The 14,303-nt window shown below is 72.8% G+C and carries 11 protein-coding genes; 4 read left to right on the forward strand and 7 right to left on the reverse strand.

From position 1 onward, the window contains the following. Positions 1-77 precede the first annotated feature (77 nt). Both OG792_RS15435 and OG792_RS15440 read left to right on the forward strand, forming a co-directional pair. A complete protein-coding gene (locus OG792_RS15435; RefSeq protein WP_329110316.1) occupies positions 78-239 on the forward strand; it encodes a hypothetical protein in 162 nt (53 codons plus the stop codon). Next, complete coding sequence (locus OG792_RS15440; protein ID WP_329110317.1) at positions 239-1,426, forward strand: YeiH family protein; 1,188 nt, start codon at positions 239-241, stop codon at positions 1,424-1,426. Before OG792_RS15435 ends, OG792_RS15440 begins: the two co-directional genes overlap by 1 nt. A gap of 124 nt (positions 1,427-1,550) precedes the next feature. Here the strand turns inward: OG792_RS15440 and OG792_RS15445 are convergent, their stop codons facing one another. Beyond that, on the reverse strand, positions 1,551-2,897 hold the full coding sequence (locus tag OG792_RS15445) for an MFS transporter (protein WP_442932475.1): 1,347 nt from the start codon (positions 2,895-2,897) through the stop codon (positions 1,551-1,553). Positions 2,898-3,156: 259 nt separating this feature from the next. After that, positions 3,157-3,279: a 50S ribosomal protein L36 gene (locus OG792_RS15450; protein ID WP_329110320.1), complete on the reverse strand. Its 123-nt coding sequence runs from the start codon at positions 3,277-3,279 to the stop codon at positions 3,157-3,159. Positions 3,280-3,484: 205 nt separating this feature from the next. Here OG792_RS15450 and nhaA point away from each other — a divergent pair, with 205 nt between their 5' ends. Next, entirely contained in the window at positions 3,485-5,374 is a 1,890-nt protein-coding gene (gene nhaA / locus OG792_RS15455) for a Na+/H+ antiporter NhaA (protein WP_329110321.1), read from the forward strand. Between the two features lie 54 nt (positions 5,375-5,428). Here nhaA and OG792_RS15460 read toward each other — a convergent pair whose 3' ends face one another. Next, positions 5,429-8,338, reverse strand: a complete 2,910-nt coding sequence (locus tag OG792_RS15460) for a CHAT domain-containing protein (RefSeq protein ID WP_329110323.1) — start codon at positions 8,336-8,338, stop codon at positions 5,429-5,431. Between the two features lie 62 nt (positions 8,339-8,400). On the opposite strand from OG792_RS15460, the gene OG792_RS15465 reads away from it, so the two are divergent. Next, positions 8,401-8,793, forward strand: a complete 393-nt coding sequence (locus tag OG792_RS15465; RefSeq protein ID WP_329110325.1) for a hypothetical protein — start codon at positions 8,401-8,403, stop codon at positions 8,791-8,793. Between the two features lie 832 nt (positions 8,794-9,625). Here OG792_RS15465 and OG792_RS15470 read toward each other — a convergent pair. The 4 genes from OG792_RS15470 to OG792_RS15485 form a co-directional block, all read right to left on the reverse strand. After that, positions 9,626-11,473 (reverse strand): hypothetical protein, encoded by a 1,848-nt coding sequence (locus OG792_RS15470; protein ID WP_329110327.1) that lies wholly within the window; start codon positions 11,471-11,473, stop codon positions 9,626-9,628. Between the two features lie 10 nt (positions 11,474-11,483). Further along, complete coding sequence (locus OG792_RS15475) at positions 11,484-12,341, reverse strand: protein phosphatase 2C domain-containing protein (RefSeq protein ID WP_329110328.1); 858 nt, start codon at positions 12,339-12,341, stop codon at positions 11,484-11,486. A gap of 115 nt (positions 12,342-12,456) precedes the next feature. Further along, positions 12,457-13,134, reverse strand: a complete 678-nt coding sequence (locus OG792_RS15480) for a vWA domain-containing protein (RefSeq protein ID WP_329110329.1) — start codon at positions 13,132-13,134, stop codon at positions 12,457-12,459. A gap of 157 nt (positions 13,135-13,291) precedes the next feature. Further along, on the reverse strand, positions 13,292-14,287 hold the full coding sequence (locus tag OG792_RS15485) for an Acg family FMN-binding oxidoreductase (protein ID WP_329110330.1): 996 nt from the start codon (positions 14,285-14,287) through the stop codon (positions 13,292-13,294). Between the last annotated feature and the right edge of the window lie 16 nt (positions 14,288-14,303).

A 14,303-nucleotide genomic window follows, 5' to 3' on the forward strand; every position in this document is an offset into this window, starting at 1 on the left:
GCCGTGCCGGCACCCGCAGCCGTCCGAACCCTCCGCCCCGGCTCCGCCGTGGAGCCGCCGTACCCCCGAGGAAGACGATGAGCGACGAACAGCATCCCCGCTCGGCCCCGGCGACGCCGGTGCCGACCGCCCCGGAGAGCCGGCTGGCCTTCAACGAGGACTGGGCCGCGACCATCCTGGGACTGGTCCTGCTGGTCCTGGTCCTGGTCGGCCTGATTCCCACCGGGCTGGTGCCCTGATGACCGCCGACGCCACCCGCACCCCGAACCAGGCTCGCGACACCGACACCGACACCGGGGCCACCATCGACACCGCCGCCGGGTCCGCCGGGGCCGGTTCGGGTACGTCGTCGACCACGTTCTGGGGCTGGACGGCGCTGGGGCTGCTCGTGGTGCTCGGGTTGGCCGCGCTGACCAGGTACCTCGAACAGAATGTGCCGGTCTTCTTCGAGGACACCGCACTCGACGACATCGCCGGCGCGATCGAGTACCCCGTGTACGCGATCCTGCTCGGCCTGCTCGGCAACGTACTCGTCACGCTGCTCGGGCTGCGGGAGCGGATCGCCGCCGCGTTCCGTACCGAGTTCTTCATCAAGACCGGGCTGGTGCTGCTCGGCGCCTCGATCAACCTCTCGGTCATCGCGAGTGCCGCCGGCCCGGCGATCGGCCAGGCCATCCTGCTGATCGGCGGCGTCTTCCTGTTCACCTGGTGGCTGGCCGGCCGGTTCGGACTGGACGACAAGTTGCGTGCGCTGCTCGCCGCAGCGGTGTCGATCTGCGGGGTGAGCGCGGCCATCGCCGCCGCGGGCGCGGTACGGGCTCGGCGGGAGCAACTGGCGTACACGGCGAGTCTGGTCATCCTCTTCGCCCTGCCGTCGATCTTCATCCTGCCGTGGCTCGCCGACGTGCTCGGCCTTGAGGACGCCGTCGCCGGTGCCTGGATCGGCGGCAACATCGACACCACCGCGGCGGTCACCGCCGCCGGTGCGCTGGCCGGGGAGGAGGCGCTCCAGATCGCCTCGATCGTCAAGGTCACCCAGAACGCCCTGATGGGCGTCGTGGCGGTGGCGCTCACCGCCTACTTCACCCTGCGGGTCGAGCGCCAGCCGGGCGCGGCCCGACCCGGTGTCGGTGAGCTCTGGCGGCGCTTCCCCAAGTTCGTGCTCGGCTTCGTCGCCGCGTCGGTCATCGCCACCTGGTACCTCGACGGTGCCGGCGCGGACGGCAAGGAGGTCATCGGCGTGGTCAACGACCTGAGGGTCTGGTTCCTGATCCTGGCGTTCGTCAGCATCGGACTGGAGTTCCGGGTCGCGTCGCTGCGGGAGGCGGGTTGGCGGCCGATCGCGGTGTTCGCCAGCGCCACCGTGTTCAACCTGCTGCTGGCGCTCGGACTGGCCTCCCTGCTGTTCCAGGGCTTCGACGGCTGACCGTGCCGGCCGTGGCGGCTCGGCGACCGGACCGAACCGGTCGCCGAGCCGTCGCGGGTGCGCCGTCGCGGGTGCGGATCGCCGAGCCGCGTACGGGATGGACCGCCGGCCGACGACGGCCGGGTCAGTCGCCGACGCGGTTCCCGGCGAGTTGCTGGTCCGGTTCGAACCGGCCGGCGTCCGCATCCTCGTCGGCCGGCCGCTGCCCGTCCGGTTCCGGCACCACGTCGAGCGGGTGGGCCAGTTCGTCGCGGGGCATCCTGGCCAGGATGATCGCCAGTACGGCGACCACCGCCGGCAGCAGACCGGCGATGGCGAACGTGCCGCGCAGGCCGACGGTCGTGCTGACCGGCCCGGCGATCGCCATGGACAGCGGCATGAAGATCAGGGAGACGAAGAAGTCCAGGCTGGACACCCGACCGAGCATGTGCGCCGGCACCCGCCGTTGCAGCAGGGTGCCCCAGATGACCATCGGCGCGGAGAAGCAGAACCCCACCACGAACAGGGCGACGGCGATCAGCCACGGGTCGGTGGCGAAGCCGACCAGTGCCAGCGGCAGGCAGCCCAGGCCCCAGAGCAGGTTCATGATGGTGAGGTAGCGCCGGGGCATCCGCAGTGCGGCCATGCCCAGCGCGCCGATCGCGCCACCGACCCCGAACGCCGCCAGCACCAGCGCGTGCGCGCCGGGTCCGCCGCCGGCCCGGTCCTTGATCGCGAAGGGGACCAGCACCTCGATCGGGCCCATGATCAGCAGGATCAGCAGCGACGCGAACAGCAGGGTGGCGAGTAGCCACGGCGTCCGCGCCATGTAGAGGAAGCCGTCCCGGAGATCGACCAGGGTGCCCCGTACCGGATGGTCGGTCCGGGGCGGGCGGTCGCCGCGCAGCGGAGCCGGCCGCAGGGCCAGGAGGAACAGGACACCGGCCGCCTCCAGCAGGGTCACCACGAGCATCGCCGCGCCCGGCGACCAGGCGGCCACCAGGGCGCTGGCCAGCGCCGGCCCGGCCGCCTGCAAGATCGTCGGCCGGAGCATGCTCTCGACGCCGTTGGCCGCCATCAGGTCCTCGGTCGGCAGGATCGAGGGGAGCAGCGCGGAGTAGGCCGGGTAGGTGAAGCCGTTTCCGGCGCCGACGAGCAGCGCCACGGCGGCGAGGTGCCACAGGTCCAGCAGGTCGGTGAGGGCCAGCGCCGCGACCAGGCCCATGGCCACGGTACGGCTGGCGGCGACCGCCAGCAGGATCCGGCGTTGCGGGATCCGGTCGGCCAGCACACCGCCCAGCAGTGCGGTGGCCAACATGCCGCCGGCCATCGCGGCGGAGACGAAGGACAGCTCGGACGGGCCGCCACCCATCGCGATGACCTGCCACACCAGGGCGATGATCCAGACCCCGCCGGCGAACAGTGACATCGTCACCGAGGCGGCCAGCAGCCGGTACTGGCTGCTGCGGAACGGGCGTAGCGGGCCGCGCAACCAGCCCGGTCCGGTCGCCTCCGTCGTCGTACTCACCACTTGTCCCCCCGTACGTGCGGTCGTATGCCGCCATCGTGCCGGTAGGGTCTGACCAAATCGCGCTCTTTCCCCATTCGGAGATCCTGCAACCTCAATGGTTGTTCAGGTCAAGCGGGGAACGCTGGCGGGCGGTCGGTGAGCCGGTACGCGGCCCGACCCGTGGGTACGGGTGGGCCGCGTCGGTCGATCTCATTGGGGAAATTCCGTTGTGGCGGGCCGGTCAGGACTGGCGGCTCTTCCACTTCGGGTTGGTGCGGTTGATCACGAGCACCCGCCCCCGGCGGCGTACGACTACCGAGCCCGGCCGCTGCTTCATCGACCGCAGTGAACTGCGAACCTTCATGACTGCCTCCGTCCGGTTCGAAGGACCCGACCTGTTCGGCCGGTCCGCTCTCGTCAACGCCCCCACCGCTGACAAGATTCCCAGGTGGGAGACGGTGGCAGGTGGTGTGGGCAGGATGGGATCGGAGGGTGTTTTGTCTGATTTGTCGGGTAGTCGTGAGTGCCGGAGAACGGGTGGTCGTGAGTGCCGGAAGACGGGATGACCGGTGACTGATCCCGCTCCGTCCCGGATGGCCGGGCGGACCATTCGGACCCGCGAGGTCACCGCGCCGCTGCGGATGTTCATCCGGACCGAGGCGGGCAGCGCCGGGGTGCTCGTCGGGGCCATCGTCGCGGCACTGGTCTGGGCGAACCTCGGCGCAGGCTCGTACGAGGCGGTCTGGCGTACCGAGTTCTCGATCCGGCTCGGCGACTTCGGCACCGCCCACGACCTGCGTACCTGGGTCAACAGCGGACTGATGACGCTGTTCTTCCTGGTGGTGGGCCTGGAGGCGCGCCGGGAATTCGACCTCGGCGACCTGCGCGAGCGGCGCCGGTTCGTCCTGCCGTTCACCGCCGGTGTGCTGGGCATGCTGCTCCCGGTGCTGATCTTCCTCCTGGTGAACCGGGGCGGGCCCGGTGCGCACGGCTGGGGAGTGGCGATGTCGACCGACACCGCGCTCGCGCTCGGTCTGCTCGCCCTGCTCGGCCGCGGCGTACCGGACCAGGCACGGGTCTTCCTGCTCACCGTCTTCGTGGTGGACGACCTGATAGCGCTGGTGGTGATCGCCGTCGTCTACAGCGACGACATCAGACTGATGCCGATCGTCATCGCCGTCGCCCTCTTCGGCGTACTGCTCGGCCTGCGTGCCCTCGGGCTCCGGCGCGGCGTCGTCTACGCACCCTTCTGCGTCGCCCTCTGGGCCGCGCTGCTGACCAGCGGGGTGGACCCGGTGGTGGCCGGGCTCGCCATCGGCCTGACCGCGACGGCCTACTCGCCGCCGCGCGGGGCCCTGGAACGGGCCACCGGGCTGTTCAAGCTCTTCCGGGAACAGCCGACCGCCGAACTCGCCCGCTCCGCCACCCTCGGCCTGGCCCAGACGCTGTCCCCGAACGACCGGCTGCAACGCATGTACCACCCGTGGACGAGCTACCTCATCGTCCCGCTGTTCGGACTGGCGAACGCCGGCATCACCCTCGACGGCGACTTCCTCGCCCGCGCCTTCACCTCCCGGGTGACCCTCGGCATCCTGCTCGGGTACGTCATCGGCAAGCCGGTCGCGGTCGTCGCGGTCTCCTGGCTGCTGACCCGACTGACCGCCGGTCGGATCCGCCCGGCGGTCGGCTGGGCGGCGGTGCTCGGCAGCGGCACCATCGCCGGCATCGGCTTCACCGTCTCACTGCTGATCGCCACCCTGGCCTTCCACGGGCCGCAACTCGCCGAGGCGAAGATCGGCGTACTGGCGGCGGCCGCCGTGGCGTCGCTGCTCACCTGGGCCGTGTACCGGGTGACCAACTCGCTGCCCAAGGCCCGCCGGGCCCGGCTGCTGCTGGGCGAGACCGAACAACTCATCGACCTCATCCCGCCCGTCGACCCGGAGCGGGACCACGTACGCGGGCCGGAGAACGCCTCGGTCACGCTGGTCGAGTACGGCGACTTCCAGTGCCCGTACTGCGGACAGGCCGAACCGGTCGTACGCGAACTGCTCACCGACTCCGACCTGCGCTACGTCTGGCGTCACCTGCCGCTGGCCGATGTGCACCCGCAGGCACAGCTCGCCGCCGAGGCGGCCGAGGCGGCAGCCGCCCAGGGAGCCTTCTGGCAGATGCACAACCTGCTCCTGGACCATCAGGAGCGGTTGCAGATGAACGACCTGCTCGGGTACGCCGACCGGCTCGGCCTCGACCCGGAGCGGTTCCGCAACGACCTGATGCTGCACGGGTACGCCGGCCGGGTCGCCCGCGACCTTGAGTCGGCCGACCTGAGCGGTGTCTCCGGCACCCCCACGTTCTTCATCAACGAACAGCGCCACTACGGGGCGTACGACATCTCAACCCTGACCTCGGCGATCAGGGTCGCCCGCGCCCGAGCCCGGATCGGGGCCCGGCCGAACTGAGCACCGCCGACAGCGGCCGGCCACCGGCGCCGGTGCGGGCGGAATCGCGCCGACTCAGGGGCCGGTGTGGATCAACGAGGCCCACAGCTCGGGCCGGTCGGGCTGCTCCTCGCGAACCCGGGCCACCGCCCGGTCGAGCGCGTACGCGGCTCCGCTCGCGTCCGGTTCGCCACCCGCGGTGAGGCGCGCGTACACCGCCTCGGCCACCTGTGCCGCGACCCGGTCCGACACCGCCCACTGGCTGCCGATCACGTGCCGGTAGCCGGCGAGCTGCAACGCCGCGGTCAGGTGGATCGCCTCGTCGGGCAGGTCCCGCCCACCGGCCGCGGTCCGGCACGCCGACAGGTACGCCAGGTCCGCACCCGCACCCGTACGGGCCGCCAACGTCGAACCGGACGACAGGTCCAACACGCTGAGCTGGCCGTCGGCCAGGTGCAGGGCGCTGGCACTCGGGTGGTCGAAGTCCTGCCGGGCATGGCAGGCGAAATGCGCCCAACTGTGCTGACCGAGGGCGGCCAGGACCGCCGAGGTGGTCGCACCGGACCCGCTGAGCAGGCGTACCCCGGGCAGGTTCGCGCCGACCGCGCGGAGCTCGTCGGCGACCGCCGGCAGCGGGGCCTGACCGGGCGTCTGGGCCAGGCCGACCGCGAACACCCGCGGTGGCCGGGCCGGCGCGGGCCCGGTCCGGGCCCGCAGCAACGCACCCAGGCTCGACGTGTACGAGGAGACCACCCGCGCCGCCACGGTCGGCCGGCGCCGGTCACGCAGTTCCTTCCCGGCTCCGTACCGTCCGGCGGCGTGCAGCGGCAACATGGTCAGCGGCCCGGTCGGGCACCACCACACCCGTCGCCGGGCGGCGGATCCGTCGCCCGGCCCCGCCCCGCTTCCGTCGGCCGGTGCCGGGCCGAGGATCTCGTCCAGTGCGGCACAGACCGGCTCCGCCAGGGTGTCCCAGAGCCACCGCTGGATCGAGATCAGGGTCTGGCGCAGGTGCGTACGGGCCAGCGGGCCCCGCCCGGATTCGGCCTCCCGCTGCGCCGCGAGCAGTGCGCCGGCCCGGTTCTGGGCGGTGTCGTGATCCAGCCACGGCAACGGCACCGGGTACACCTCGGTGGCGGTCACCACGAGCGCGTCGCTGCGCCAGCGGGTGGTGTTGACCAGGATGACCGGCCCGTCGTCGGCGGCCCGCCGCAGCGACTCGAACCGTGGTGCGGCGAGGAAGTCCTCGAATCCGGGCTGGCGCCGGGCCTCCGCGAGCAGCCGCTCCCAGTGCTCCGCCGACCGCCGCCGGTGGTCCGCCTCGCCGGCCGTACCGGAACCCGTCGCGGCGACCGCCAGCCACTCGAAGCCGGCCGGATCGGCGCCGCCGGCCCGGCCACCGGACCAGTCCGCCCCCTCGCCGTCCAGCGCCCGCCGGGTCTCGTCCAGCCGCGCGGCCAGCTCCGGCGCCGCCACGGCCAGCGCGGACAGGTCGCTGCGGGTCTGCACGGCCTGGGACCAGAGCACCTGACGCCCGTGCTCCAACAACTCCACCGCGCGGCGCGGCTGACCCGCGGCGAGCGCCCAGGCCGCCGCCTCCGCGCCCAGCCCGGCCGACTTCGCCAGCCGCTGCTCCTGCACCGACCGGTCCAACCCGCGCCAGGCCAGCACCGGCAACAGCCCCACCGCCACCGAGTACGCCTCCAGCGCCAGCCCGGCGTCGCCGACGTCGGTGGCCGCGTTCGCCCAGGCGGTGGCGGCTCCCATCCGTACCTCGATCGGCCCGACCCGCGAACCGACCGCCGAGCGCCACAGCCCAACCGCCGCGTCCAGATCCACCGGCGCACCCGTGATCATGTGCCGGACCCGGAACGCCGTCGCCAGTACGCTCAACGCCCGGCACCGGTCCGGATCACCGGGAGACAACCCGGCCAGTGCGGTCCGGCCGATCTCGACGGCCTCGTCCACCCCCACCGGATCCCGGCCGAGACGGGCCCGGACCAGCACCATGTTGGCGAGGTTGGAGCGGTGGATCGACAGTTTCGGGTCGTCCGAGGCAGCACCCTCGACGGCCTCCCGGGCGGCCCGCACCGCCGCCTCGACATGCCCGCCGGAGTCACCGCTGAGGAAGTGTCCGAACAGCACCACCGCGTGGTTGGCCAGGAACTGCGACCTCATCCGCGGGTACGCCGGCAGCGTCGTGACCACCTCGCGGCTGGTACGGGTCGCCTCCTCCAGATCCGCCGCCGGCCCGCCGCGCATGTGCCGCTGCCACAGCGCGTGTGCGAGGTTGGCCTGCACCATCACCCGCTCGATGTGCTCGGCCGGCAACCCGGCCAGCATGACCCGGCCCAACTCGACCGCCTCGTCGGCGTCGCCCATCCGGCCGAGTGCCATGAACCTGCTGATCAGGCAGGTTGTCAGCATGCCCTGGCTGACCAGCAGACCGACCGGGTCGTCCACCGTGGCCACCGCCGCCCTGGTCAGCCGTACCGCCTCGTCGAGGTCGGCGAGCTGGCCGAACCGGGCGTACCGCAGCCGGCGGGCGTTGCCGAGGTTGCGCAGCCCGCCGGCCCGGTCCTGCGGGCTCGCCGTCGCGCCGGCCACGGCCGCCGCACCCTGCCGCAGTGCCTCGTCGAGATCGGCTAGCTGGCCGGTCGCCTCGTGCCGCTGACACAGCGTCCAGCAGAGCTGCGACCGGGCCAGCGACTCGATCGGGTCGCCGGGCGAGGCGAGGTCCACCGCGGCCCGCGCGACGTCGACGGCGTGGTCCAGGGTGGTCAGCGGATCGGACTCGCGTACCCGCAGCACGATCAGCTCGGCCATCACCACCAGTGCGACCGGGCGCGCGGGGTCGCTCTCCGGCACCCGCCGCAGCAGGTCCTCGGCCAACGACATGGCCGTCAGGTCCCGCCGCTGCCGGTAGTGTTCGAGCAGTTCGAGGGCACGATCGACGGGATCGTCGGGTTCCTCCGGCACGGGCATTCGACCAGTAGATTGAACGGTGCGTGTTAACGTCAAGACCCTTCGTCGAGGGAGTCCCTACAGTGGATCGTTCGCTCGCGGTGACCGAGCGGGGGGCGCTGGCCCACCTCTGCACCCACCTGCCGGCCTACCGGGACCTGGCCGAGGCGGGCTCGTGGTCCGAGGACCTGGACTGGTGGATCGGAAAGGTCCGTGACGGCGGCTCGGCGGTCGACGCCTGCCGCGAGCTCGGTCTGCTCGACGGCGAAGCGGACACCGACGGAGCCGTCTCCCGGGGGCCCGACACTCCGAGTAGCACCGGTGGGCGACTCGTCGGGCTCTCCGACGTGGTCCTGACCGGCCAGTACCGTTGCCCCTCCGGCCGCTGCGCCCGCCGGGGCCAACGCGACGACCGCGGCCGTACGCCGGTCTGCGAACTGTCCGGGGTGACCATGTCGTTCCACGCCGACGCGTGATCGAGATCCTGCTGGGCGAGGTCGGTCGCCGGCTGTCCGACCGGTGGCTGGTCCGGGCGGTCGGCCCCGGACTGCTCTGGTGCGCGGTCGCGGCACTCGCCCTGCTCCTCGGCCACGCCCACCCGTTCGGGTTCGAGGCCGCGCTGTACCGGGCCGAGTCCGGCATCGACGAGCTGCTGCGACGGCCGATCCTGGCGGTGCTGGTCGCGGTGCTGTCCGTAGTCGCGGCGACCGTGGTCGGCCTGGCCGCGCAGGCCGGCGGTGCGCTGGTCCGGGCCGGCTGGCTGGGACAGTGGCGCGGACCGGCCCGCCGCGCCGGGGTCGGCCTGACCACGCGACGCCGGCAACGCGTCCTGGCTCGGCTCGCCGCGGACCGGACCACCCTGCCCGGTGCGTACCTGCCCCAACGTCCCACCTGGATCGGCGACCGGATCCGGCTGGCCGACGTCCGGGTGAGCGCTCAGTACGGCCTCCGCCTGGGGCTGATCTGGCCCCGGTTGTGGCTGCTGCTCGACCCCGAGGCCCGCACCCTGGTACACGACGCGCGGGACCGGTTCGAGTACGCCGGCACGCTCGCCGGCTGGGCGGTGCTCTACACCGCCCTGGCGACGGTGTGGTGGCCCGTCCTCCCGGTCGGCCTCGCGCTCGCCGGTTACGCGTGGTGGCGGGGCAGGCAGGGCGCCGCGCTGTTCGCGGACACCGTGGAATCGGTCGTGGACCTGCACCACCGCCGGCTCGTCGAGGCGCTGGGCCATGCCACCGAGCCCGGCCGACCGCTCGGGTTCGCGACCGCCGACGTCATCAACGACCAGCTGCACAAGGGTGCCAGCCCCTACCGGCAGCGCCAGGACTCCGGTGCGGTGAGCGAGACCACCCGCCATACGGAGTCGTCGGAGACGAGCGACAGCCGGAATCGCCAGCAGGTCGCCGGGCCGTTGTCCGAATCGGTCTGAAACACGACGTTCGCCTCCGGGCGACCGGCCGATCCGGTCCGCAGCCCGATCACGGTCGCCTTCTCGTACGGGGCGCGGCGGACCAGGTCGGCGAACCGCTTCCGCTGCGTCGCGTCGGGCGTCGCCTCGCCCAGCCCGGCGAAGGCCCGCTCCCGGTTGTCGGCGTTGACCCCGCACAGGAACTCGGACGTCGCTACGGTGGCCGCCTCGACCCGGGCGTTGTCCTCGTCGAGACCGGGGCCGACCTCGGTTTGCAGGATGCAGAGCCGTTGAAGGGGGATGAGGAAATCGGTCGCCCGTGGATACAGCAGGTCAGGGATCCCCGGTAGACCGGCGATGGTCGGCAGCCCCGGATAGCGGGGGATCCCGGTCGCGTCGCGCAGGGCGGGCGGGTTCGACCTCAGGGGCCAGTACGGTGCGTCGGTTGGTATCCGACTCAGTTGGCTGCCGGCGCTGAGGTTGTCATCCGCACTACCACCACCGTTGAACACTCCGGCGATCATCGCGACGACGATCGCGGCCACCGGGACGATCCACTCCCAGGGCAGGCGTCCGGCGGTGGCCGTCGCCGCCGTACGGGTGGTCGTGCCGGGACCCCGGCCGGGCCGGAAGCCGGGCACCCTCGGTGCCCGGCCCGTCGGCCCGCCGCCCGCCCGCCCCGTCGCTCCGACCCGGTCGGGCCGGTCACGGGCCGGGTTGCGCCGCCGACCCGGTGTCACCCGGTCCCGGACCCGGTCCCGCAGCGGGGGTTGCCGAGGCCCGTCGGGAGTCCGGGCGATGACCGTGTCCAGTTCGGCGATCCACTGCGCGGGCAGGGCCCGGCGTGCCGGATCGGGGTCCAGGCTGCGGGCGGCCAGAGCGCGCAACCTACGCGGCAGGTACGGTGCCGCCGCGGCCGGATCCCGCAGGTGCTGGTGCCCGGCGAACAGGCGGACGGCGAACAGGCCGAGCTTGTACGCGTCACTGGCCGGGGTGGCCAACTCCTCGGCCGGCACCGCCGCCCGCAGCACCGGTCCGTCCGCACTCCCACCGGTCCCGCCGCTCGGGCCGGTTCCGTCCGTGCCCGTCCCGTCCGGCGCGTCGGCGTCCGGTCCGTCCGACCGGGTCGGCACCTGCCACTCCGGCGTCTCCGCCTGGGTCAGGACGGAGTCGCCGTCCAGTCGCATCGCGTCGCAGTCGATGAAGTAGCAGCGCGGCCGGACGGTGGCGCTGAACAGCAGGTTGTTCGGGGAGAAGTCACCCACGGCAATCCCGAGCCGGTGAAACAGGGCCAGCGCCTCGGCGGTGTCCCGGAGCAGTTCCATCCGCAGCCGGTCGTCGATGTCGAGCCCACGGGCGCGCAGGTAGTCCTCGCTGTTGAGCAGGTACTGCGCCTGGGCCAGCACCGTCGCCGGCCCGCTCGGCAGGTCGAGGGTGATCCGGTACTCGTCCGGCACCCGGGGCATGAGGAAACCCCGGACCACCCCGCCCTTGCGTACGATCACCACCGGCCAGGCGGCGAGCCGCTGAAGCAACTCGGCATCGGATCCGTCCACCTGCTCGGCGAGCCGGACGAACCGGACCAGCGAGGCGACGTCCACATCGTCCACGAACTGCGGTGCGTACTCTTTGAAGACCAACTGCGGGGTGTGTTCCGGGGCGTAGACGGTGCCCTGACCGCCGACCCCGATCCGGGTCAGCGAACCGAGCCGGGCCAGATCGACCTCGGGTACGGGTTCCTCGGCCATGGTCGCCCCGCTACGGCTCGACGTTCGCCGCGTCCGTGGCCACAGGCCACACCGCGAGCACCGTCCGGTCGTCGTCGTGTGCCGCCGAGTCGAAGTCGAGCAGCCAGGCGAGTCCGGGCAGGGTCGGCGGACCGGCCAGGCCGGTCGCGAACAGCTCGCCGACCGTGCCGGTGCCGTCCCCCAGCGGGTCCGCGAAACCGTCGGTGCCCAACACCAGCACGTCGCCGACGGTCAGCTCAACCTCCACCGGCACGATCGCCGTCGGCACCCGGGGCAGCGCGGACACGCCGTCCGGTAGCAACTCGGAGTCGGGGTCCATCGGGAACAGCGGCGTCCATTCGACCCCGCGCAGGGTCCAGGCGGTCGAGTCGCCGACCCGGGCGAGCCAGCCACGGGCGCGGCCGGGCCCGTCCGGCCGGACGTACGCGACCACCACCGTGGTGGCCAGCAGCCGTTCCGCCGCCTGCGGATCGGGCTCGCCGACACCGAGTTGGCGGGACGCGTACTCCACCAGGGACCAGCCGGCGCAGCGCAGCAGGTCCGGCCAGTCCAGCTCGGTCGCCCCGTCGTCGAGTGCCCGGGACAGGTAGTCGACCACTGTGCGGCAGGCCATCGTCGCGCCGAGGTGGGACAGCGGGGCGCCGGAGACCCCGTCGGCGACCACGGCGATCACCGCGCCGCTCGGGTGCGGCACGACGGCGCACTCGTCCTGCCGGGGCTCGCCCAGGTAGCGGTGACCGGCGCCGCGTACGGAGGCGCAGCGTACGTCGAAGTGGTCCGACGACCAGCCGTCGGCGACCATGTCGGGCCGGTACGGCCCGGCCGACGGTCCCCGGACCGGGAAGGGTGCGCCCGCGCGCCCGATCACCAGCGGGGCCCAGGGGTCTCCGACGCCGTCACCGGTCGCCTGTGGAAGGTCGGCGTCACTCCCGCCGGAAGGGTCCAATCGCGTACCTGTACCGCCCATGGTCTGCCGCACCCGCCTAGACGACGTCCAGTGCCATCCGGAAGTTGTCGGGTCGTTCGACCACGAGTTCCGCCTCGCCGCCGCCGAGCGCCTGGCCGGACTTGATCACGCTCTTGGTGAGCGCGGTGCAGAACTCGGCGATCGCCAGGCCCACCTCGACGCCGGGGGTGGCGACGAACCCGAACTCCGGCCGGGTGGCCACCTGGAGGATGGTCGCCGCTCGGGCGTCACCGATGCCGCAGGCGATGATGTTCGGCGCGGTCGGTGTCCGCTCCCGGTCGACCAGCTGCCGGTACGGCTCCTCCCACTGGCCCGGATCGGTGGGCTGCCCGTCGCTGAGGAAGAAGACCGCCGGGCGGTGCACCGAGAAACCCTCCCGTTTCAGCGCCCGGACATCGGCCGGAATCCGATCCAGCAGGACCGAGAACGCGGCGCCGTAGCTCGTACCGTCCCTTACCGACAGTCGCGGCAGGGCGGCCTCGGCGCGGAGGTCGGCGAGGGCGACGTGCACGATCACGTCGTTGGAGAAGCCGAGCACGGAGAACCGCACCTTGGCCGCGGCCATCGGCTCGCGCAGCAGTGCGTCGTGCAGTGAGCTGAGACCGGCGTTGAGTTCGTCCACCACCGGGGACATCGACCGCGACTCGTCGGCCACCAGGTAGACCGGCAACACCCGCCCGGACGTCTCTGACATCAACCCTCACCGGTGACTCGCAGGGAAACCGACGTACCCCGGGGGTCGCCCACCAGGTGGTCAGGCGCAGGGCGTCACCGACTGTATCACGATGCTCACAGGGGTCTATGTGGGCAATTGTCCGCCCCCGGTGGTGCGGTGGGTCGCCCGTCGACGGTCACAGCGTGGCGATCTCGACCAGGCCGGCCGGGGAGATCCGCGGCGTGTGCGGCGGTCCCGGTTGGTCCGGGTCCGCGATACCCAACCGGAGCACCAGGTACGGGTGGCCGAGGCCGGACAGCAACCGGCGCAGGAGCTGTCGGGTGCCGGCGACCTCGATCGTCACGCTCAGTGGCAGCACCGAGACGCCGAGCGTCTCCGCGGTCAGCCAGGCCGCCGACAGTGCCTCGCCGGCCCGCAACCAGCTCGCCGGTTCGTCGTCGTCGCCGTACAACAGCAGGTAGGTCGCGGCCCGGTCGTGGCCGGACCCGACCACGAGGGTCCCGGCCCGGCCGAAGTCGCGGTCCGGCACCGTCGTGCGCGGTGCCCGCCCCGGCAGTACGCCGGCGGTCAGGCCGACGCCGCCGCGCGCCGACCGGCCGGTCCAGTACGCCAGTTCGGCCCGGATGGCGGGATCGGCTGACTCGACGGTCGACGCCGCGTCGGCTGCGGCGGCGAGTTCGAGGACCTGCTCGCGGGTGAGCGGTTGCAGCCGGGCCCGGCCGGTGACCGCCCGCTGGATAGTGGCCAGCGCCGGGGCGCCGACCGGCTGCTCACTGACCGGCCGCCGGTCGGTACGGCGGGTCGCCAGGGCCTCGAACAGCCGTTTGGCGCCCGGCGTCACCGGCGTACGGTTGCTCGCGGTCACCGTGGCGAGCAGGTCCGGTCGGTCCGGGTCGGACCCGGTGTCGGCCTCGGCGGCCCAGCCCTGGGCCCGCAGCGCCACCAGCGCGTGGTCCAGCGCCGCCCCGCAGCTGATCATCAACAGTCGGCCCTGCGGATCGGCCGCGGACAGTTGACGGTCCCGTTCGGCGTGCAGCTCCAGTCGGTCCGGGTGGGCCGACCAGCGCCACGGCTGGGTGTTGTGTACCGAGGGCGCGTACCCCGCCGCCACCGCTGCCCGCGCGAGTACGGCCGCGGGCGCACGCTCCGGTACGGAAGCCGGTTCGACCATAACGATTACTCCTCTG

The organism is Micromonospora sp. NBC_01699 (assembly GCF_036250065.1).
GTDB lineage: Bacteria > Actinomycetota > Actinomycetes > Mycobacteriales > Micromonosporaceae > Micromonospora_G.

Bases quoted from the DNA above. Each gene is read 5' to 3' on its own strand.
- OG792_RS15485 (WP_329110330.1), bottom strand. From the start codon at position 14,287: ATGGTCGAACCGGCTTCCGTACCGGAGCGTGCGCCCGCGGCCGTACTC.
- OG792_RS15460 (WP_329110323.1), bottom strand. From the start codon at position 8,338: ATGCCCGTGCCGGAGGAACCCGACGATCCCGTCGATCGTGCCCTCGAA.
- OG792_RS15470 (WP_329110327.1), bottom strand. From the start codon at position 11,473: ATGGCCGAGGAACCCGTACCCGAGGTCGATCTGGCCCGGCTCGGTTCG.
- OG792_RS15435 (WP_329110316.1), top strand. From the start codon at position 78: ATGAGCGACGAACAGCATCCCCGCTCGGCCCCGGCGACGCCGGTGCCG.
- OG792_RS15480 (WP_329110329.1), bottom strand. From the start codon at position 13,134: ATGTCAGAGACGTCCGGGCGGGTGTTGCCGGTCTACCTGGTGGCCGAC.
- OG792_RS15450 (WP_329110320.1), bottom strand. From the start codon at position 3,279: ATGAAGGTTCGCAGTTCACTGCGGTCGATGAAGCAGCGGCCGGGCTCG.
- OG792_RS15440 (WP_329110317.1), top strand. From the start codon at position 239: ATGACCGCCGACGCCACCCGCACCCCGAACCAGGCTCGCGACACCGAC.